The organism is Prolixibacteraceae bacterium (genome assembly GCA_019720755.1).
Classification (GTDB): Bacteria; Bacteroidota; Bacteroidia; order Bacteroidales; family Prolixibacteraceae; genus Halosquirtibacter; species Halosquirtibacter laminarini.
On the sequence record CP081303.1, the window covers coordinates 3,104,587 to 3,126,791 of the forward strand.

At 37.5% G+C, this 22,205-nt stretch carries 17 protein-coding genes and 1 tRNA gene; 11 read left to right on the top strand and 7 right to left on the bottom strand.

The window, feature by feature from the left end; translation table 11 throughout:
* Positions 1-108: 108 nt before the first annotated feature.
* Complete coding sequence (locus tag K4L44_12235; protein ID QZE13351.1) at positions 109-3,054, bottom strand: hypothetical protein; 2,946 nt, start codon at positions 3,052-3,054, stop codon at positions 109-111.
* A 357-nt stretch (positions 3,055-3,411) separates the two neighbouring features.
* Between K4L44_12235 and K4L44_12240 the strand changes: the two genes are divergently transcribed.
* From K4L44_12240 to K4L44_12255, 4 genes are all read left to right on the top strand, one after another.
* The gene (locus tag K4L44_12240) at positions 3,412-4,452 is read left to right on the top strand and encodes an acyltransferase family protein (protein QZE13352.1); all 1,041 of its coding nucleotides are present in this window, start codon (positions 3,412-3,414) and stop codon (positions 4,450-4,452) included.
* Between the two features lie 42 nt (positions 4,453-4,494).
* Positions 4,495-5,529 (top strand): acyltransferase family protein, encoded by a 1,035-nt coding sequence (locus K4L44_12245; protein ID QZE13353.1) that lies wholly within the window; start codon positions 4,495-4,497, stop codon positions 5,527-5,529.
* 462 nt (positions 5,530-5,991) lie between these two features.
* Positions 5,992-6,831 (top strand): 1-acyl-sn-glycerol-3-phosphate acyltransferase, encoded by an 840-nt coding sequence (locus tag K4L44_12250; GenBank protein ID QZE13354.1) that lies wholly within the window; start codon positions 5,992-5,994, stop codon positions 6,829-6,831.
* A gap of 94 nt (positions 6,832-6,925) precedes the next feature.
* Positions 6,926-7,894, top strand: coding sequence for a GNAT family N-acetyltransferase (locus tag K4L44_12255; GenBank protein ID QZE13355.1), 969 nt, complete (start codon positions 6,926-6,928; stop codon positions 7,892-7,894).
* Between the two features lie 164 nt (positions 7,895-8,058).
* Here K4L44_12255 and K4L44_12260 read toward each other — a convergent pair whose 3' ends face one another.
* Complete coding sequence (locus tag K4L44_12260; protein QZE13356.1) at positions 8,059-9,960, bottom strand: amidophosphoribosyltransferase; 1,902 nt, start codon at positions 9,958-9,960, stop codon at positions 8,059-8,061.
* 62 nt (positions 9,961-10,022) lie between these two features.
* Positions 10,023-10,475 (bottom strand): SPOR domain-containing protein, encoded by a 453-nt coding sequence (locus K4L44_12265; GenBank protein ID QZE13357.1) that lies wholly within the window; start codon positions 10,473-10,475, stop codon positions 10,023-10,025.
* A gap of 409 nt (positions 10,476-10,884) precedes the next feature.
* On the opposite strand from K4L44_12265, the gene miaB reads away from it, so the two are divergent.
* On the top strand, positions 10,885-12,231 hold the full coding sequence (gene miaB / locus K4L44_12270; protein QZE13358.1) for a tRNA (N6-isopentenyl adenosine(37)-C2)-methylthiotransferase MiaB: 1,347 nt from the start codon (positions 10,885-10,887) through the stop codon (positions 12,229-12,231).
* A 119-nt stretch (positions 12,232-12,350) separates the two neighbouring features.
* Here miaB and recQ read toward each other — a convergent pair whose 3' ends face one another.
* The gene (gene recQ, locus K4L44_12275; protein QZE13359.1) at positions 12,351-14,531 is read right to left on the bottom strand and encodes a DNA helicase RecQ; all 2,181 of its coding nucleotides are present in this window, start codon (positions 14,529-14,531) and stop codon (positions 12,351-12,353) included.
* A gap of 681 nt (positions 14,532-15,212) precedes the next feature.
* On the opposite strand from recQ, the gene tatC reads away from it, so the two are divergent.
* The 6 genes from tatC (at position 15,213) to clpX (ending at position 20,579) form a co-directional block, all read left to right on the top strand.
* Entirely contained in the window at positions 15,213-16,082 is an 870-nt protein-coding gene (tatC, locus tag K4L44_12280) for a twin-arginine translocase subunit TatC (GenBank protein QZE13360.1), read from the top strand.
* A gap of 74 nt (positions 16,083-16,156) precedes the next feature.
* Entirely contained in the window at positions 16,157-16,885 is a 729-nt protein-coding gene (gene lptB / locus K4L44_12285; protein ID QZE13361.1) for an LPS export ABC transporter ATP-binding protein, read from the top strand.
* Between the two features lie 63 nt (positions 16,886-16,948).
* Positions 16,949-17,030: transfer RNA gene (locus K4L44_12290), tRNA-Leu, on the top strand.
* 151 nt (positions 17,031-17,181) lie between these two features.
* A complete protein-coding gene (gene tig / locus K4L44_12295; protein ID QZE13362.1) occupies positions 17,182-18,522 on the top strand; it encodes a trigger factor in 1,341 nt (446 codons plus the stop codon).
* A 93-nt stretch (positions 18,523-18,615) separates the two neighbouring features.
* Positions 18,616-19,287, top strand: coding sequence for an ATP-dependent Clp endopeptidase proteolytic subunit ClpP (clpP, locus tag K4L44_12300; protein ID QZE13363.1), 672 nt, complete (start codon positions 18,616-18,618; stop codon positions 19,285-19,287).
* Between the two features lie 86 nt (positions 19,288-19,373).
* On the top strand, positions 19,374-20,579 hold the full coding sequence (gene clpX / locus K4L44_12305; GenBank protein ID QZE13364.1) for an ATP-dependent Clp protease ATP-binding subunit ClpX: 1,206 nt from the start codon (positions 19,374-19,376) through the stop codon (positions 20,577-20,579).
* Between the two features lie 54 nt (positions 20,580-20,633).
* Here the strand turns inward: clpX and K4L44_12310 are convergent, their stop codons facing one another.
* From K4L44_12310 to K4L44_12320, 3 genes are all read right to left on the bottom strand, one after another.
* Positions 20,634-21,029 (bottom strand): HIT family protein, encoded by a 396-nt coding sequence (locus tag K4L44_12310; protein QZE13365.1) that lies wholly within the window; start codon positions 21,027-21,029, stop codon positions 20,634-20,636.
* A gap of 15 nt (positions 21,030-21,044) precedes the next feature.
* On the bottom strand, positions 21,045-21,518 hold the full coding sequence (greA, locus tag K4L44_12315; GenBank protein QZE13366.1) for a transcription elongation factor GreA: 474 nt from the start codon (positions 21,516-21,518) through the stop codon (positions 21,045-21,047).
* A gap of 201 nt (positions 21,519-21,719) precedes the next feature.
* Positions 21,720-22,187, bottom strand: coding sequence for a hypothetical protein (locus K4L44_12320; GenBank protein QZE13367.1), 468 nt, complete (start codon positions 22,185-22,187; stop codon positions 21,720-21,722).
* Positions 22,188-22,205: the final 18 nt, after the last annotated feature.

Consider the following 22,205-nt stretch of genomic DNA (forward strand, 5'->3'; position numbering starts at 1 on the left):
TTGTAAAGCGATGTATGTCTGTTGTTATAAGAATACCTATAAGCAACTTATTAGAGGTTTAGTCACTGGGGTTCCCTTGTTACCTAAAGCAACAAGGGAACTATAAAGTTATTTTACCAATTCTGTTTTGATAGTTTTTCCATCAACACAGTGGAACTGCAGGGTGGTACGTCCTTTGGTTTGAGATAGGACTTTTACCCCTTTGGTTGTGGAGGCAGGTTTCCATTGTCCTGCAACAACTAGTGTAATATCCACAGGGACACTTGGTTTGTTGTCGTATGCTCGGTCGCTACCGAAGTTGACACTAGGAGAGCAAACAGATAGATTTAGCTTATTCGACTTCTCTTGAATCATCACCAATGCTTCGTGGTTGATCGATTTGATCCATCTGTTTTTTACACTTCCTGCTTCGAAAAGAACCAATCCAGTAATTCCTGTATGGTGGTCTTCTACGATATGTGCTTTACGATTTTTTTGAAGCACTGTATAGTCGGGAGTATGTCCTGATTTTGCGCCATTGACGATGGTGGCATATTCGTAAGATCCATGACGGGGAGCTTTCCCATGTTTTAAATAGGCTACAGAGAACGTTCCGTGGGTTTCTCTTTCTGATTTGTTGTGTTTGGATGTTTGTGTTTTGCGATAGACTACTAGATCTTGTCCTTTGGCAATAAAGTGGGTGTTCCCTTTGTTGTCGTATAGGATATGGGCCTTTTTAGGATTTGGAGCGATCTCGAATGTATCGGTATAAGATTGTCCGTCGAGGGTGATAGAGTTTTCCTCTTTAGATTCTAGTTGGAAGAGGGTGGTCTCTGTAGGATACTCTTTGTTGCTGTTTTGAATATCGCTACCCAATGCGATCAAACAGTCGTCAAAAAGAAATACCGACTTTCTGGCACGATGATCTGGAGTGAAGTTCTTCAGTGTCTCTTTCTCGTGTAGTTTCATTCCAAAGATTCCATTCTTTCCCAAAGAAGAGGTGCCACAGAAGGTCTCATCCGATCTCGACATCAAGGTTCTTACAGGACAGTATAGTTTGTCAAGAGGAAGATGGATGGTGGTAGTCCCTGGGAAACGATTCCAGTCCCATCCATTTTGGTCGTATCCACTATGTTTGTTGTCTATCGGATCTCCTTGATTGTTGATTTGGATCGAGCCATAGCTCATATATCTTCCCCAACGATTGTCGTGTGCATAGATCTCTCCAGACCATACATAGCGGTTGTATCCTTTCACTGTTACGAGCCAATCGTCTCTACGGTGAAGTCCTAGGCAGGCATAGTTTACCACTTGAAAGCCATCCATCTTTGTTTCTGGCTGGATTCCTTTCTCTTGAAACTCGTAGTACATCTTCTCCCAAGGGTTGGCTAGTCGCATATAGGCTGAGGCCAAGAGGGTGTCGATAGGAGTGGAGGATTTGGCTACATAGCCCATGCCATCAATGGCACGTTGGCATATCATCCCTGCAAACACTTGTCGTCCAGAGATGGCGATACCCCACTCGTATTTGTTGGAGAAGTTGCGCATCAAAAGCATCGATTGCGAAAGGTTGTGCAGTGCCTGTTTGCCGATGGCAAAAGGGGTGTTGGATAGAGAGTATACTACCGGAGCGATGCCCATAAAAGATCCTGTCATATATGCTGGATAGAGTCCAGCATGGTGATATAGGCAACCGTCTGGAGTGATTCCTCCCACACTTCCAGAGGAGTATTGAAGTGAGTTGTCGATAAAACGGGTAAGTGCTTTCATCTCTCTTACTTTCTCTGGGCTGTCGTCCATCAATAGTACGGCAATCAGTCGTCCTCTCGCTTTGGTATTCCAAAAATCGGATACCCCTTGTATCTCATTGACCGAGATATCTCTACGACACTCTGCGTTGCCATACCAATAGTGTAGTATTTCTGCGGCTTTGTCTAGACGTCCTGAAGCTCTCAGTGCCTCCTTCATGAGAAGAAACGATTCTGGCAATCCCTCTAGTTGATATCCTACATGGTGTTGGGTTCCTGTGGCACTTCCATAGTCGTAGCCTTGGTCTACAAAATGGTCGAAGAGATCGAAGAACATCTCTTTGCAGTAGTCGTCGTTGGTCAGGGCATATCCTCGTGCCAAACCATAGAAGATAGAGGATAGTTGCAATGGTTTGAGGTCGTTATATTTTGCGTTGTATTCGTCGGCTGAGACAATAGGGCGTCCTGTGATGGTGCCATCGGCTGCACGGTGAATGCATAGATCTTTGAAATGATCTTTGTAGTACCAGTTTTCGTCTTGGTGGGGTACGGGTCCTTGGATTAGATCCATCGTCTTCAGTTCGATTTGGAAAAGCGCAAGTTTCTCCTTTTCAGTGATCGTTGGCTCTAAAGCGATATCATGTTGGTAGTGGGTCTCCCAATACCACTGTCCTCCCCAATGGTTCATATTGACTTTAGGGTTGATGTAGGGAAGTTGTTTGTCGGGAGTACTTCTGCCGTGGATGGGTTTGTTTCCGAATAACATTCTATCGAAGTAGAGAGTTCCTTTGGGAGTGAGTTCAGGGGCCTGTATTGTCATATAATCGAGCGACTTCACCTGTTTCAGGGTTGTCATCTCGGAGAAACGTATCCAACAAGCCCTCCATCCAGTAAAGTCTAGATAGTAGTGAAACTGGTAAGCAGGCTGGGTTCCTTCTCCAAAAGTGATGGTCAGGGAGTCGTCGATGGCCTTCTCGTTATAGATCCAACACATCAGTCCTCCATTCTTTTGCATCTTGGTTGCTTTTTTATCTGCACGTTCTTTGTATAGAGAGTTAGAGACTGGTTTCTCTAGTTTAAATGCTTGTTGAATTCCTTGAGGATTCTCTATCTGAATATGTTCGCCTTGTTTCCAATGCCATGCAATAGAAGCGGTACCAATTTTGAAGTGTTTGGTGCTGTGTTGTAGTCCTGCTCCTTGCCAATTGGAAGGAACTTCTTGGTCGAAATTCCAATAGTTGCTTGCGATATCGCTACCTACTTGTGCTTTCGATTGCATATAGGGAAGCAAAAGCATGAGGTATAAAATGATACGTGTAAAATTCATAAATTGATCTGTTTTATAGGTTGTTCTATGAAATGTCTAGAGATGCTTATGGGAATGTAAATCCTAGAGATACCATACACAAGGTACGATTTTTTGAATTTCCCTCTTGTCTCTCTCTCGTATAGAAAGAGAATTTTATTTCCTTGCATGATAATATCTTACCCTCTCTATTGGGAGAGATTTTGGATAATTGATGGATTGTTGTCCACTAAAATATAAAAAAATGCGTTAGCATAGGGAACGATATCGGTTCCCTGTCTATGTTGAAGTGATATAGGGTTACTTATAAACGCAGATAAAAATGAATTACAGAATGGGTGGGATGGAGATAAGAATGATATTGGTATGTAATCGTATATGGGAAAGAGAGAGAGTAATTTAGATCTTCTGAGAGTCCTCGCATCTTTAATGGTGATTGTGATTCATGTGTCGAATCCTTTTGCTGCGGAAGGGATGAATCATTACGATGAATCTTTTATGGTGGGGAATTTTTTCTATACTATTGCCTGTTTCTCTGCCCCGATGTTTATGCTTTTGAGTGGCGGATTTATGTTGTCGCAGCCTCGAAATAGAGCGTACAAGAGTCTGTTTGAAACCTCTTTGAAGCGAAGACTTATCTACCCGACCATATTTTGGAGTCTCTTTTATGTATTGCTTGCTTATCTCGAGATTTTTATGGAAAAAGGGGAGCGTATTGTGATACTATCAAAATGGTCCGAACCCTTGAAAGATCTGTTGCTAGGATCTCCATGTTACCACCTATGGTATATGTTTGTTGCCATTGGTCTCAATCTCATGGTTCCATTGCTGATAGAGTTAAAAGAGAAGATCGGGGAGGAGGCCTTTATGAAACTAGGTTTGGTGGTAATGTTATTGGATATTCCTATCGCGTTCTTCAGTGATCTGTTTTGGGTGGTTCGTTTTATTATCTATCTGGGCTATTTTATGTTGGGCTACTCTTTAAAACACACCTTTAAGTGTAGCTGGAGAGGAAGAACGTTTTTGGCAATTGCCATTTTGATGAAGATCGCCATATTCTTTTTGGTGGACCACTTTGTTTTGATGAAATCGGAATATGCTTTTGATTTCTTTAATTTCTTATCGCCATTTGCTATCATTTATGCCCTATGCTTCTATATGTTCTTCTTGAAGATCCGGGTGGGAAGTGCGAGCAAGGTTATTACCTCCTTGGCACGACATAGTTTTCATATCTATTTGATCCATGCACTGTTTGTGTCGTCATTGCACCTTTTGCTGTTGAAAAAACTTGCGTTAGAGATCTCGCCGATGGTCTATATTCCAGTGGCTTCTGTACTCGTGTTTGGGATGTCGTGGATCTCTTCGAACCTATTAAACTATTTTAAAGAACGTATTTATTGGCTTAGATATAGTGGCTAAGTTGAACCATGAAATGATTGGTTGAAAGAAAATATTTCTGTTATGAAGAGAGACTCTATAGTATATGAACATTCGTTTGATCTGTTGCGTGTCATTGCCTGTATGATGGTAATTCTGGTGCACTGTTCTGCCCGGTTTATTATGTTTCCGTCGGAGGAGGAGATGGCGCCATTTCTTATCTCTAATTTCTATAATAGCTTCTCTCGTGTTACGATTCCTCTTTTTGTATTAATGAGTGGACGTTTTGCATTGTCTAGATATATGAAGATGGATATCTCAGAGTTCTACTCGAAGATATGGGTCAAACGTATTGTTTTTCCTACGTTGTTTTGGGGAATACTATATACCCTGTATCGGATGCTTCAGGGGGGTGTTGCAGTATACTTACGAGAGCCTTTTAATTTTTTAGAGCCTATCAAAGATTTTCTAATGGGATATCCTTTTATCCACCTTTGGTATATGTATATGTTGATAGGTCTTTATGGGGTGATTCCTATTCTAGGGATCTTAAGAGAGAAGATTGGGTTGGATAACTTCTTCTATGTGGCAGTAGCTCTGACTATTTTGGCTATCCCTATCGATAACTTTAGTACCCTTTTTTGGTTGGTTCGATTTGTCTGTTTCTTAGGTTACTTTATGCTCGGTTATTGCTTAAAATATACGCCTAAAAGGTTGTTTAGCCCCAAAGAGTTGATGTTATGGTGGTTGATTTGTTCGATCTTAACTTGGTTGATCACCTCCTATTGTGGTCTGCATGGAGAGGGAGAGGTTACAGACTTTTTATATGGTTTTTTCTCGCCGATAACAATCGTGGGTGCTGTTGCCTTGTATCTTTTGTTTAATGGTATTAAGAACTACAAAGGGAGCGCAATGATTGCCTCTTTGTCTAAACATAGTCTCTATATCTATTTGATTCATGCAGGGGTATTGTCGATATTTGAGAATGTCATTTTTCGTTTTTGTGGATTGAAACCCAATCCAATATGGTATGTACCTACGATCGCTTTGGTGGTGTTCTTTATCTCCTATGGTTTGTCTTTGCTATTTGTTAGGATGAAATCTCAGATTTGTAAATAGGTTTTTTGCTACGGAGTCGCAATTAATTGTCTATAATGGATGCTTCGCTATCGTATCAGGTTTCGTGCCATCATGAAGCCCTTCGACATGAAGGTTGCTGAGCTTGTCGAATCACAGTGTCCCCTGTTGATACTTTAGGTTGCTGATCCCTTCGACAAGCTCAGGGGACTGATTGAAATAACGAATACTTGGCATTGTAACGATATTTTAAACGTTCTATATGGAGGTATCAGTATCAAGGATATAGGGTACAATAGCTTTTTGTTTGATGATGCTTATCATATGTTTCGTAATGGTTTCTTAGATATAACATAATTGGATTATTTAAAAAACGGTTTCAAAATGAAACCTTTACCCATAATTTTGTTACTTTGCAGATATAATCGTGAATTAATAATGAAAAATCCGTAGTTTGTATTTCCTTGAATTACACAGGGGGTACGAACTTTAGTGGATTATAACTTGGGAGGATTATTTTTGACTGAGAACTATAATAAATTGGAGAAGTTTGATATTAAGAAGGTTTTTCAAGAGAAGAGCCCAAATATGGCACGAAAGATTCCTAATTTCGTGTATCGACTTATCTCTAAGGTGTTGCATGTCAAATACCTTAATTACATCATAGAGAACTATGGGCATCTTGAGGGGGTAGATTTCATACAAGCACTGATCAAAGAATTTAATATTTCTGTTGATTATCGAGGGTTGGAAAATATACCCAAAGATGGCAAGTTTATCTATACTTCAAATCACCCCTTGGGAGGTTTTGATGGTCTTTTGTTGTTAAATATTGTTACGGAACAAAAGGGGCACTCTCTATTTTTGGTGAATGATATTTTGATGAATATTGTACCTGTAAAGAAACTCTTTGTACCCATAAATAAGCATGGTAATCAAAGAAAATCTATTCATCTTATCAATGAGGCGTATGCTTCGGATTCACAAATTCTTATTTTCCCTTCGGGACTTGCCTCAAGGCTTATTGATGGGAAGATACAGGACCTCCCGTGGAATAAACATTGTATTCAGAAATCCGTAGAGACACACCGTGATATTATTCCTGTACATGTGAAAGGTCGCAATAGTAGACACTTCTATTGGATCGCTAAAATACGCAAGTTCTTCGGTTTGAAATGGAATATCGAGATGTTTCTATTGGCGGATGAGATGGTAAGACATAAGAATAAAAAATTTGTTATCACTTTTGGAAAAGCTATCCCTTACACTACCTTTGACAAATCAAAAAGCCCAATGAAGTGGGCAGCATGGTTGAGGGATATCGTTTATGAGATCGGAAAATAGAGAATATTTACATACAACATGCTATGATGGGAGGGATGTAACCCTTTGAATTAAGCATCTTTAGGATAAGATGCCTTGTTAAAATGAATCATTTATGAAACAGATTATAGCCCCTATAGATCGTGAGCTTCTACTTGTAGAGCTTACTCCAGAGAAGATGTTGCGTAAAACCAACAAAGCTGGAAATGAAATCTATGTGTTGAATCACCATAATGCTCCAAATACCATGTTAGAAATTGGGCGTTTGCGTGAGTTAACCTTTAGAGCTGCAGGGGGAGGTACTGGTAAAGAGGTCGATATCGATTCGTATGATACGGATGATGTACCTTATGAACAGTTGATTGTTTGGAACCCAGATCAACAGGAGATTTTGGGTGGGTACAGATATATATTATGTAAAAATCTCCCAAAGAACGAGAAGGGAGAGGTGCATCTTGCAACTTCTAGACTGTTTAAATTCTCTACTGAGTTTGTGGAAGATTTTCTACCATATGTGATCGAATTGGGACGCTCTTTTGTACAACCAGACTATCAATCGAGTAAGGCAGGAGCCAAAGGTCTTTTTGCATTAGATAACTTGTGGGATGGTTTGGGTGCTCTGATGATCAATCATCCAGAGATGCTTTACTTCTTTGGGAAGGTAACCATGTATACTAGTTACAATGTGGATGCTCGTAATTTAATCCTTTACTTCTTTGATCGTTATTTCGGGGATGATGACAAGCTTGTTTATCCTTTTGAACCAATGTCTGTGTCTTTGGATACGGATCGTTTAGATCGTATGTTTGATGGGTTGAACTATGATGAAGGATATAAAGTTCTTTCTGTAGAGGTTCGTAAATTGGGTGAGAAAATTCCACCTCTGATTAATGCATATATGGGGCTATCTCCTACGATGCGGACTTTTGGAACTGTAGTAAATAATCACTTCGGTGAGGTAGAAGAGACTGGTATAATGATTGATATTGATGAGATGTATGATGGGAAAATAAACCGTCATGTCTCTTCGTATTTAGATCAAATTGCTGAGAATAATGAGGTTCCTATGATTCGTTTCCAATAGTTATTCTATCTAGGATTAGATCTTTTCTATTCCTATAGAAATAGGGTTTTCATTCATTATGAAGACCCTATTTTTGTATTTATATTTTCAATATCGAATGGTAATGAATGACAAAGGGAGTGTCGTTTGGTGACACTCCCTTTGTTGCTTTTTATAATTAGCAGTTAATATGCTCTTTTCTTTACTCCTTCTATATAGTTGATAAACGAGTTGTTTACCACTTTGTTTCCACCATCGGTTGGGTAATCTCCTGTGAAGTACCAATCTCCTTTATCGTTAGGACATGCTTTGTGTAAGTTCTCTACGGATTGGTATACAATCTCCACCTCAGCATTACAATCTGCAGGGGTAAGAAGTTCTGCTATCTTTGCAGAGATTTCCTCGTCGTTAAAAGGACGATAGATATCTTTCACATAGTTTGTTACCTCCTCTTTTGGCAAGTTCTGTTGAGATTTACACTTCTTATATGTCTCTTCGATAATATGTTCCATTCCACGCTCTTTTAGTATTGCGATGGTTGCTTCGAAGGCAATAAAATTGCCCATCACAGCCATATCAATACCATAACAGTCAGGATAGCGTATTTGTGGCGCAGAGGAGATGACTACAATCTTTTTCGGGTTGAGTCGATCGAGTATCTTGATAATACTCTTTTTCAGCGTGGTCCCACGAACAATAGAGTCATCAATGACCACCAATGTATCCTCTTGGTTTTTGACCTGACCATAAGTGACATCATATACATGGCCTACCATATCGTCTCTACTTGCATCGTCTGCAATAAAGGTGCGTAGTTTCACATCTTTAATGGCAATCTTTTCGATTCGTGGTTCCACCTTAATAATGTCTGCAATACACTCCTCTGTAAGTTGGTCTGCTAATGCATGAATCTTCTCTTTCTTCCAAACAAGGAGCTCTTCTCTAATCCCTTCGACCATACCATAGAAGGCAGTCTCTGAAGTGTTTGGAATATAAGAGAAGACGGTGTTGTTCATGTTTTTGTTGATTACTTGCATGATTTTTGGAGCAAGCAATCTACCAAGCTCTTTACGCTCTTTGTAGATATCTGCATCGGAACCACGAGAGAAATAGATTCTTTCGAAAGAACAAGAACGTCTTTTTTGAGGCACACGTACCATCTCATGGCTTACCGTTCCATCATGCTTAACAATTAAGGCATATCCTGGGGCGATCTCGTTTACTTGATCATATTTGACATTCATTACAGTCTGTATCACTGCTCTCTCGCTGGCTACGACAACGATCTCGTCGTCCTCATAGTAGTGTGCTGGTCGTATGCCCCATGGATCTCTAGTAACAAACATGTCGCCATGTCCAATCACTCCTGCCATTGCATATCCACCATCCCAATCTCTACTTGCTTTTTCGAGGATGGATTGAATATCCATCTGCTCTTTTATCTTTGCTGAAATTTCTTTGTTGTTGTATCTTTCATTCTTGAAGATACGGAAAAGACGTTCGTTCTCTTCGTCTAGGAAATGTCCTACTTTTTCGAGAACAGTCTCTGTATCAGTATAGGCTTTTGGGTGTTGGCCTAACTGAATCAGTTTCTCAAAAAGTTCGTCTACATTGGTAAGGTTGAAGTTTCCAGCGAGGGCGAGATTGCGAGATTTCCAATTGTTTTGACGCATGACTGGATGGGCATACTCCACGCTATTGCGACCAAAGGTACCATACCTTAGGTGCCCCATATAAACCTCAGAAATAAATGGGATATTCTTTGAGGCCCACTCTGCATCGATCTTTTGATTTGGATGTTCTTTGGTGAAATTACTTATTGTAGAGAAGACATGTTGAAAAAGGTCTTTAATTGGGTTGTTCTCTACAGAACGGAAACGATCGAAATAACCACGACCTGGGTCTACGTTCAGTTTTACACCTACTACACCAGCACCATCTTGTCCTCGATTGTGCTGTTTCTCCATTAGAAGATAAAGTTTATTCAATCCATACATCCAAGTGCCGTACTTCTCTTCGTAGAAAGAGAGTGGCTTTTTAAGGCGAATTAATGCGATACCGCATTCATGTTTTATTGGATCACTCATGGTAATTTTTGGGTAAATGGTAAAAAAAAGAGACTTGAGTTAAACAGTCTCTTAGGGTAATGTTAATATTTAGGATCAATCACTTCAGGCACAATAAATGAATCAGGAAACATCGAAGAGACTGACTTTTGTAGCTTAAGAGCTTCTGATTTGGTTCGGAAATCACCTACTCTTAGTTTGAAATCAGGAGCACTGTAAGTAGTGTAAGTCTCTACATCAGAATGCTGTCGAAGGAAACGAGATTTTATCTTTTGAATCTCACTTCGTGCGTCTGTCCCAGATGAGAAGTATATCTGCAATCGATATCCTTTGACTCCTTTAGACTTTTTGTTCTCTTGAGAATGCCACACTAATAGAGAGTCGACCAAATCTGTGTGGTGGAAGATTGGCTTCTCAATTAATGCTTCAAGGTCTTTGGGGGCGTCCTCTACTGGCATCTTTGGGTATGGTTGTTGTGCCTTCGCAGAAAAGCTCCCTAAAAGGAGAATGAAAAATAAAAAGAAGAGCGGTTTCATATCTATTGTACTATTTTATTATAAAACTTATTTCTATATACTGTGTACCTCCTTTCGCCGACTAGTGGGAATGCTTTTCACTAAGAGAGGAAAGAGGGAACTTCGTTTACACAAAGATATGTTTTTTTGGTCAAGCCAAAGGAGATATTGGTTATTATACTTCAGATTGTGCCTTATGTTATTTAAATATGAAAATAGTTTTGATATTATAGGATATGTCTGATTTGTTCGTGCTATTTATCCTGATATTTTTTAGCTTTTTTATAGGATTAGTATTGATGTCTCCTTTCTGTTAAGTGCTATTAATAAAGAGGTTTAAATCTTTTTATCTGTGATATTTATTGAATTGTGAAAAATCGAATTAACTTTGTAACCCATTTATTTTTATTGGATTTTTGACTTTTTTGAAATGAAAAAGAAACTATATATCGAAACATATGGATGTCAAATGAACGTCGCGGATAGCGAAGTTGTGGCATCTGTTATGGCCGAAAGAAATTTTGAGATTTCTGAAGATCATGATCAGGCTGATGTGATCCTTGTAAATACTTGCTCTGTAAGAGACAACGCTGAAAAGCGTGTATGGGGACGTCTTCGTCATCTGAATGCATTGAAGAAAAAAAATAAGTCTCTGAAACTAGGACTTATTGGTTGTATGGCAGAACGTATCGGAGACGAGATGTTGGAGGATAAAGTGGTAGATATTGTGGCTGGTCCTGATGCCTATCGTAACCTTCCATATCTATACGACAAAGCGGTGGATGGAGAAGATGCTATCAATGTAGAGTTGACAGTAGAGGAGACTTACGATAGTATTATCCCTAAAAGAATGAATGATAGTATTTCTGGTTTTGTATCTATCACTCGTGGGTGTAATAATTTTTGTACTTACTGTATTGTCCCTTATACTAGAGGTAGAGAACGTAGCCGTGATCCCAAGGATATTTTGGCAGAGGTTCGTGATATGATCCAAAATGGATATAAAGAGGTAACACTTCTTGGTCAGAATGTCGACTCTTATAAGTGGTTGCCAGAAGGAGAGACGAAACCAGTACGTTTTCATCACCTTTTGGAGATTGTTGCAAAAGAAGATCCTGCTCTTCGTGTTCGTTTTAGTACACCACATCCTAAGGATATCAAGGAGAGTGTTGTAAAGACTATTGCAAAATATCCAAATATATGTAAACATATTCATTTGCCTATTCAAGCTGGAGACGATGAAGTGTTGAAGCGTATGAATAGAAGATATACCGTAGAGTGGTATAAAAATAGAGTGGAGATGATTCGAAAGCATATTCCTGATTGTTCTATTACTACTGATGTCTTTTGTGGATTTTGTGGAGAGACAGAGGAGCAATTCCAAGGAACATTAGATATGATGAAGTGGGTTCATTATGATACTGCTTTTATGTTTAAATATTCAGAACGTCCTGGTACTTATGCTGCAAAGAAATTGGATGACGATATTTCAGAAGAGTTAAAAGGAGAACGTCTTTCTCGTATGATTGAATTGCAAAATAGACTCTCTTTAGAGAGGAATAACAATGATATTGATAAGGTATTTGAGGTGTTGGTTGAAGGGACTTCAAAGAAATCGGAAGATGATTTTTGCGGACGTAGCTCTCAGAATAAGATGGTTGTTTTTCCTAAACAAGATGCGAAGATTGGAGACTATGTAAGAGTGAAAATTGCTCGTTGTACACAGACTACCCTAATCGGTGAGATGGTGGAGAAGATTGATAAACCTACTATTTAATTTTAGGTTACTCTATATTGTTCCAATATCCAATGGTGTTGGTGATGCTTGTATAATATATAAAAGAAGCCGAGATTGATTGTTCAATCTCGGCTTCTTTATCTATTAACTTTTACTGATTAGTTTCCTACTTCAGATAAGAATTTAAGGCGAACCAAACGAATCTCTTCTTCTGAGAAGTCGTCGCCTAACTCTTCGTATGCTTCAAATAGCTCTCCTGTGACAGAGTCGTCATGGAAATATTCGAAGATCTCCTCTACTGTGTCCTCGTCAAGCTCTTGCTCTATATAATAGTCTATATTGATCTTGGTTCCTGAGTTTACAATTGCTTCTAATTCATGAATTAAATCATTAAGCTCTAAACCTTTTGCTTCTGCAATATCATTCAATGGCATCTTTCTGTCAATTGCCTGAATAATGAAGACCTTATTCTTTGATTTGTTGGCAATACTTTTAACCACCATGTCTTGAGCACGGGTGATCTCGTTCTCTATGACATATTTCTTTATGAGATCAATAAATGGGTTTCCATATTTTCGTGCTTTACCTTGTCCTACTCCTACGATATTTTGAAGTTCTTCTAAAGAAGTAGGGTATTGTATAGACATATCCGAAAGGGAGGTCTCTTGAAATAAAATATAAGGAGGTAGATTCTTTTTCTTTGCTTCCTCTTTTCTTAAATCCTTTAACATCGCAAAAAGTTCAGGATCTCCAGTTGCGTTTCTCCCTGTATTGGATGACATATCCTCTACTACTGCTTCGTAATCGTGATTCTTGACTACCATAAAAGAGTATGGATGTTGAATATACTCCTCCCCTTTAGAGGTCATCTTGAGCATTCCGTAATTTTCGATGTCTTTTAGTAAGAATCCAGAGATAATACATTGTCTGTATACCGCCTTCCATAGTCTTGAATCGACATCCTCTCCTTTGCTATAACAGTTTAGACTTTCGTGTTTAAATGATTTGATGGCAGCATTTTTTGTTCCGATTAGAATGTCTACCATATGCTCTGATTTGAACTGTTGCTTCACCTCTTTTACCGCATTCAGTGCCATCAAGATCATCTCTTTGCCTTCGATCTGTTCTTTAGGAGATTTACAATTATCACAATTGCAGCAATTTTCTACATCGTAGTGCTCTCCAAAGTAGTGAAGAAGAACTCTGCGACGACATAATGCCGATTCTGCAAATGCTACAGTATCTAAAAGAAGCTGCTGTCCAATCTCTTGTTCCGCTACAGGTTTTCCCTGCATGAATTTCTCAAGTTTTTGTATGTCTTTATAGCTATAGAAGGTTAAGCAGTGACCTTCGCCACCGTCACGTCCAGCACGTCCAGTCTCTTGGTAATACCCTTCAAGCGATTTTGGTACATCAAAGTGAATGACGTAACGAACATCTGGTTTGTCGATACCCATACCGAAAGCAATGGTTGCAACAATCACATCTACCTCTTCCATCAGGAATTTATCCTGGTTTCCTGATCGTGTAGCAGAATCCATTCCTGCATGATAAGGGAGCGCTTTAATTCCATTAACTTGTAATGTCTCAGCAAGTTCTTCTACTTTCTTTCGACTAAGACAATATATAATACCAGATTTACCTTTTCTTTCGTTGATAAATTTGATGATTTGCTCAGGAGCTTTGTTTTTTGACCTTATTTCATAGAAAAGGTTCTCTCTGTTAAAAGAGGACTTAAAGACGTTGGCACTGCTCATGCCAAGGTTTTTTTGTATGTCGTGTTGTACCTTAGGAGTAGCTGTGGCAGTCAACGCAATGATGGGAGCAGAACCGATATCTTGAACGATAGGTCTTATTCTTCGATACTCAGGTCGAAAGTCATGTCCCCATTCTGAAATACAGTGTGCTTCATCAATGGCATAAAAGGAGATGTTTATTTCACTTAGGAAATCGATATTTTCCTGTTTGGTGAGTGATTCTGGTGCCACGTATAGGAGTTTGGTTGTTCCACTACGTACATCTTCTTTTACTTGGTTGGTTGCCGTCTTCGAAAGAGAAGAGTTCAAAAAGTGTGCAATACCATTGTTGGTGCTAATAGAACGTATGGCATCTACTTGGTTTTTCATCAATGCAATTAAAGGAGAGACAACAATAGCTGTTCCTTCTAGAATAAGTGCTGGTAATTGATAACAAAGTGATTTGCCACCCCCTGTTGGCATTAATACAAAAGTGTCCTTTTTATCAAGGATACTTTGAATAACTTCTTGTTGACTTCCTTTAAATTGATCGAAGCCGAAGTGTTTTTTTAACTCGTCCGTTAATGAAATGCTTTTGTCCATCTTTAATCCCTTATTTTACTCCTAAAGCTAATCCACTTATTATATCATATATGATATGATAGCTAAGATAAATAAATTATTAGATGTATTCAAGTAGCTATTTTTGGTTTTTTCCCAATGATATATATTGGGCTGATATTATTGTGTAATATACTAGGTGTTGTTTGCTACTATTAAATATGATTTTTAATCTCATTATTCATGACATTACATTCGTTTTGTATTATCATGGTTTTTTTATGTTTTGTTTAAAAAAAGATGGAATTGTTGACAATGAGCCTATTTGTTGGGGTGTTTGCTCACATTCTGATAGTATAGGAGGTGTTGTATTTGTGATTATTTAAGTCATGAAAATTGCTTTCCAACTTAATGATACATATGGGTGTGATTCTCTGTTTTGAATAAATAGAGTTCAGATAGAATGGGATAAAATAAATGTAAATGAGATATAAATAAGATATATTTTACTGAAAAAATGGATGATTTAGGACTTTATTTTTTTGTTTCTCTGATGGTCTCTTCGTTTCAGTAATAGAAAATGTCATTTTTTTTGTGGAAATATATTATTTGTTGATTGTAGTGGTTTTATATTGTTTGGTGAGAGTAGGTATAATTGTTCGATCTTTTGATATATTTGTGATCAAACTGTACTCATAACAACACTTACCACTAATTAAGAATATGACTTCACAGAAAAAAATATCTACTAAAAAGAAAGAAAAAGAGATGTCGTTTATAGAGCATCTTGAAGAGTTGAGATGGCATCTAGTTAGAGCATGTTTGTCTGTTCTTTTTTGTAGTATCTTTGCATTTGCAAATAGGGAGTTTATTTTTGATAAAATAATATTGTGGCCTAAAGACCCAAATTTTTGGACTTATCAAAAATTAAATGACGTAATGGTGTTTCTTCATAAACACATCTCTTGGATTGAATCGGCTTCTTTTAATATAAGACCAATTGAGATTCAGAATATCATGATGTCGGGGCAATTTGCAACCCATATTAAAGTGTCTCTTGTAATAGGATTTATTCTTTCGTTTCCATATGTCTTTTATCAAATATGGCGTTTCGTTAGGCCTGCTCTACATAACTCTGAGAAAAAGGTGGCTTCAGGAGCTGTGTTTACCTCTTCGATGCTTTTCATTGTGGGGGTCCTGTTTGGGTATTTTGTTATTCTGCCTCTTTCATTACAGTTCTTGGCAGGATATGTTGTGAGTGACCAAGTGATGAATCAAATTCAACTTTCGTCTTATATAGGGACTGTGACGAGTATCGTTTTTTCAGGTGGGGTAGTTTTTGAGTTGCCTATTATCGTATACTTTTTTAGTACAATAGGTCTTTTAAGTCCATCTTTTATGAGAACATATCGTAAACATGCGTATGTTTTTCTTCTTCTCCTATCTGCTATTATAACCCCTCCAGACGTGTTTAGTCAGGTGTTGGTATGCGTTCCTTTGGTGTTTTTGTATGAGATAAGTATCTATATATCTAAAGCCGTGACCAGAAAGAGTCGTTATGATTTTGATGAGGATTTAGATGAATTAGATTAATAATTTGCTTATCAATCTTATTGGATCGTTCTTATTTCATTATATTTGCAAGGATCATAATCAGAATATAGAGTATGAAGTTAAGAGCCGAAAATATAAAGAAAAAATACGGTAAGAGACTAGTTGTTAAAGGAGTTTCGCTTGAAGTAGAACAGGGTGAGATTGTTGGTTTGCTCGGTCCTAATGGAGCTGGTAAGACAACTTCTTTCTACATGACAGTTGGTCTAGTTCAACCATCCGGAGGACGTATCTTCTTGGATGATGAGGACATTACTACATTTCCGGTTTATAAAAGAGCCCAAATGGGAGTAGGGTATCTTGCTCAAGAAGCTTCTGTTTTTCGCCAGTTGAGTATCGAGGATAATATTATGTCGATTCTTGAAATGACCGATACAACCAAAGAGTATCAGAAAGAGAAATTAGAATCACTTTTGGATGAGTTTGGACTGCAACATATTCGTAAAAGTAAAGGAATTCAGTTGTCTGGAGGTGAGAGACGTCGTTGTGAAATAGCTAGATGTTTGGCTATTAACCCTAAGTTTATTCTTCTTGATGAGCCTTTTGCAGGAGTCGATCCCATTGCTGTTGAGGATATCCAAAAGATCGTATTTAAGTTGAGAGATAAGAATATTGGTATACTCATTACCGATCACAATGTACATGAGACATTGTCGATTACCGATCGTTCTTATCTATTATATGATGGACGTATCCTTCAGGCGGGGTCTGCTGAGGAGTTGGCTGCGGATGAAGAAGTTCGTCGATTATATCTAGGACAGAACTTTGAACTACGAAAGAAATAAAAATAAGATATTTTTTGGATGTTCTTAAAAAAAGTATCATATTTGCATCGCTTTTGTGGGAACGCGGATGTGGCGTAATTGGTAGCCGCGCTAGACTTAGGATCTAGTGCCGAGAGGCGTGGGGGTTCGAGTCCCTTCATCCGCACGTTGATAGCATAGAACCGCCTTCGTTATCCTTTTTATGGGATCGTAGGCGGTTTTTTTTAATATACAAAATCAAGTAATATAATATAGAATTAAGAAGGAGGCATACCTGCCTTTTGGCATTTTGAATCTTTCATTAAGTGTAGGAAATTATGAAAATTACCAGAGAAAACATTGATGATTTGAATGCTGTTGTCAGGCTGACAGTTGAGAAAAGCGATTATGAGGCAACGGTAAACGAGACTCTTAAAGAATACCGTAAAAAGGCTCAAATGCCTGGTTTCCGTCAAGGAAAAGTTCCTGCTAGTTTGGTGAAGAAAATGTATGGTCAATCTGTACTTGCAGAAGAGGTAAATAAAGTAATCTCAAAATCTCTAACTGATTTTATCAAGGATGAAAACCTTGATATCTTAGGTGAGCCTCTTCCTAATGACGAAGAAACAAAGACAATTGATTGGACTAAAGATGTAGATTTCGAATTCGTATTCGATATTGCAACGACTCCAGAAATCAATGTAACATTAGATAAGAGAAGTAAACTTCCTTATTATATCATCGATGTAGATGAGCAAACTATTGACAATCAAGTTGAAGCTTTTGCTAGTCGTTTTGGTGAGAATAAACCAGCAGATAAAGTTGAAGAGAAAGAGACTATCAAAGGTGCTTTCACTCAAGTTGATGCTGAAGGAAACGAAGTAGAAGATGGTATCAAAGTAGAGGATGTAGTTCTTGCTGTGGATATGATCCAAGATGAAGAGGTGAAGAAATCATTCATCGGTGCTACTAAAGATTTTGAAATTGTTCTGAATCCTAAGGCTTGTTTTTCAAATGCAACTCAATTGTTCAAAGTAGAAGATGTTGAAGCATTGGATACTACATTTAAGTTTGTTGCAAACGAAGTATTGTTCTTTGTTGCTCACGAAGTGAATGAAGAATTGTTTAAAAAGATCTACGGTGAAGAGACTGAAATCAACACAGTAGAAGCTTTCCGTGCTAAAGTGAAAGAAGAGATCGAAGCTAGCTACGTTTACTCTAGCAAATACCGTTTTGGTGTTGATGCTCGTGAGTCTTTGATCAAAAAAGCGAAATTTGATCTTCCAGCTGCTTTCTTGAAGCGTTGGATCGTGATGACAAACAAAGAGCTTACTGCTGAAAAAGTAGATGCTGAGTGGAGTAATTACGAAGAAGGATTCAAGTGGGAACTTATCAAGAATAAGATAGTTAAAGAGAATGAAATCAAAGTAGAGAACCAAGAGGTTGTTGATCTTGCAAAAGAAGCTGCTTTGATGCAATTCCGTCAATACGGTATGTTCGACGTGAAAGATGAGTACCTAGAGCAATATGCTGGATCAATTCTTGAGAATGAGCAAGAACGTGCTCGTTTTGCTGATCGTAAGCTAGAAGAAAAAGTATATGATCTTATTCTATCGAAGGTGAATGTTGAAGAGAAAGCTGTAGCTCAAAAAGAGTTTGACGCACTTTTCGAAAACTAATCGTAAAATAGGAATCATTCTATAAGATTATTAACTTTGTAGTAGGTCGTATTACGACCACTACAAAGTTTTTTTTGTTTTAAACATATAGGTATGGGTTATAACAACGACGAATTTCACAAGTTTGCCAAAGGTCATATGGGTATTAGTAGTATGAACCTTCATCGTTTCGAATCGATAAATGCAAATTATATCTCTCCAACAATCATTGAAGAGAGACAGATGAATGTTGCATCAATGGATGTATTCTCTCGATTAATGATGGATAGAATCATATTCCTAGGCGTTCCTATTGATGACCATGTAGCAAATATCATCCAGGCTCAATTGCTTTTCTTAGAATCTGCAGATCCAGGTAAGGATATTCAAATTTACTTTAACTCTCCTGGAGGGTCAGTATATGCAGGTTTGGGTATTTATGATACGATGCAATATATTAATTGTGATGTTGCAACTATCTGTACTGGAATCGCTGCATCGATGGCTGCTGTATTGTTGTGTGCAGGTGCAGAAGGAAAAAGATCTGCTTTAACTCATTCTCGTGTAATGATTCATCAACCTCTTGGTGGAGCTAAAGGTCAAGCTTCAGATATTGAAATTACAGCAAGAGAGATTATGAAATTGAAAAAGGAGTTGTATCAAATTATTGCAGATCATTCAAAACAATCATTTGATAAAGTGGCAGCTGATTCTGATAGAGATTATTGGATGACTTCTAGTGAAGCTTTAGAGTATGGTATGATCGATACAATACTGAAGAGATAATCGTTTTATTTAAGATATAGAAAAGAGAAGAGTTCTTTGTTCGATCATTTCTTTTCTCTTTTATTATACAGATATTGGAGAACTTTATGGATAGATGTTCTTTTTGTGGGCGTCCGAAGAAAGAGGTAAATTTACTTATCGCTGGTGTGGATGGTCATATCTGTGATAGCTGTATTGAACAAGCTCATACAATTATTGCAGAAGAGTTTAAAGGATCTAGCAGTTTTGACTTATCAACGGTGGCTATACAAAAGCCTCAAGAGATTAAGAAGATGTTAGACCAATATGTTATTGGACAGGTCGAAGCAAAAAAGATCTTATCTGTCGCAGTTTATAACCACTATAAAAGACTTGGACAACCTGATCTCGATGCCGATGAGGTTGAGATAGAGAAGTCTAATATTATTATGGTTGGACCGACAGGAACAGGAAAGACTTTATTGGCTCGTACGATTGCCAAAATGCTTAATGTACCATTTACTATTGTGGATGCTACTGTTTTAACTGAAGCCGGTTATGTCGGAGAAGATATTGAAAGTCTCTTGACACGTCTACTTCAAGCTGCAGATTATGATGTAGAAGCAGCTGAAAGAGGAATCGTTTTTATTGATGAGATAGATAAGATTGCTCGAAAAGGAGACAACCCTTCAATCACTAGAGATGTATCTGGGGAAGGAGTACAGCAAGGATTACTTAAGCTACTCGAAGGTTCTGTTGTAAATGTACCACCTCAGGGGGGGCGTAAGCATCCAGATCAAAAAATGATTGCTGTAAATACAAAGAATATTCTTTTTGTTTGTGGTGGTGCGTTTGATGGTATTGAGAGAAAAATATCTCAACGTTTAAATGCTCAAGTAGTAGGTTACAATGCGAGTAAATCCTCTGACAAATTGGACCGTCAGAATATGCTTAAATATGTAGCTCCTCAAGATTTGAAATCATTTGGTTTGATTCCAGAAATTATAGGACGTTTACCTGTACTTACACATCTAGATCCTCTAGATCGTGAAGCATTGAGAAATATTCTTACCGAACCTAAAAATGCATTGATTAAGCAGTATACTAAATTATTCCAAATGGATGGGGTAGAACTTGCATTTACTGCTGGTGCATTGGACGAGATTGTAGATGTGGCAATGAAATATAAACTTGGAGCTCGTGGTCTTCGTGGTATATGTGAAACAATTATGGTAGATGTGATGTTTGATATGCCATCAGGTAATGAGAAGAAAGTGAAAATTGATAAAGCTTATTGTCAAAAGCATCTAGACAATTTTCATACTAGAGTATAGATTTTATACTACATATAAATAAAAAAGCAAAGTCTTTATGACTTTGCTTTTTTATTAATTGATATGAGAACGTATAAGTTGTGCGATCTCTTGAAATTCTTTAGCTTCTAATTGAAGTTTGGGATTAGAGAAGTTCACATCTTTTTCACTATTCATTGGAATTAAGTGAATGTGAGCATGTGGTACTTCAAGTCCAAGAACAATGCTTGCAACTTTATTACAAGGTATTGCACTTTTTAATCCTAATGCAACTTTGTGAGCGAATTGTTGTAATAATGCATATTCGTCTGCTTCCAAATCAAAGATATAGTCGACCTCTTTTTTTGGTACAACTAATAGGTGTCCTCTTGTTAATGGTGCAATATCAAGGAAAGCATAATGTTTATCATCTTCAGCTATTTTATAAGATGGAATCTGTCCTTCAATAATTTTAGTGAAAATTGTTGCCATAACATTCGTTTTCGGTTATAGTGAAATTTCAATGATCTCAAATGGAATGATACCATTAGGAACTTTGATCTCTACTTTGTCTCCAACTTTCTTACCAAGTAGTCCTTTTGCAATAGGAGTACTTACTGCAATTTTACCCTCTTTAAGATTTGCTTCTGTCTCAGAAACAAGAGTATATGTCATTACTGCGTTGTTTTTGCAGTTTTTGATTTTTACTTTGTTGAGAATCTGTACTGTCGATGTATCAATCTTAGATTCGTCTATGATACGTGCAATAGCGATCTGCCCTTGTACTTTAGAGATTTTAGCTTCAAGCATCCCCTGTGCATCTTTGGCTGCATCATACTCTGCATTCTCAGAGATATCTCCTTTTTCAATTGCTTCACCAATCTCTTTAGAAATACGAGGACGTTCTATTGTCGTTAAATACTCAAGTTTATCTCTCAGCTTCTTTAAGCCCTCTTTGGTCATATAGCTTACATTTGCCATAGTTCATCTATTTTAGATTCCTAAAGTGGACCGAGACCACTTAGGTATAATGTTTTTGTAATTATTATTAAAAAGAAAAAGAATCTTGACACAACTTTCGTATAGTCAAAACTCTTTTAAAGACTAGAACAAATGTAGCAATTAAATTTATAGCTACCTTATCTCTAGTCCTTAAAAAAAGAAATATATTTTTACTTGTTGCTAATATTTTCTGTTAAGAACAGTATCTGCTATAACAGCTTGCTTTAGATCAAAGTTTATTCTTGTTCTTTTTTTATGAATGGTAGTTTTCTTTTTTGGAGTCGTTTTAATAGGTTCTACACTCTTTTTCGTAATAGAACTATTTTTGTTGTGCTCTTTTTGTTTCGGAGAAGCAACTTTGTCATCTGTATTAAACCCTTCATGAAAAGACTTATTTGTAGTAGTATTTTTAAACTCCTTAAAAGGATCAAATATATTTTGATTTTCTTTTGTCTTAATATTTTCTTGATTATAAGCCTCTTTTATTTCATCCAGAAAGCTATTATTTTTCGTTGTTTTACTCTTTTGTTTACCTTTCTGTTTATTGATGGCAGAATAGATTAAAATTCCAACGAAGAATAATATTTTAAGTATAGCTGGAAACTCAGCATATATAACTTCAGGTGTATGTGAACTAATCTCTATCATTTTTTAGTAGATTTGTTG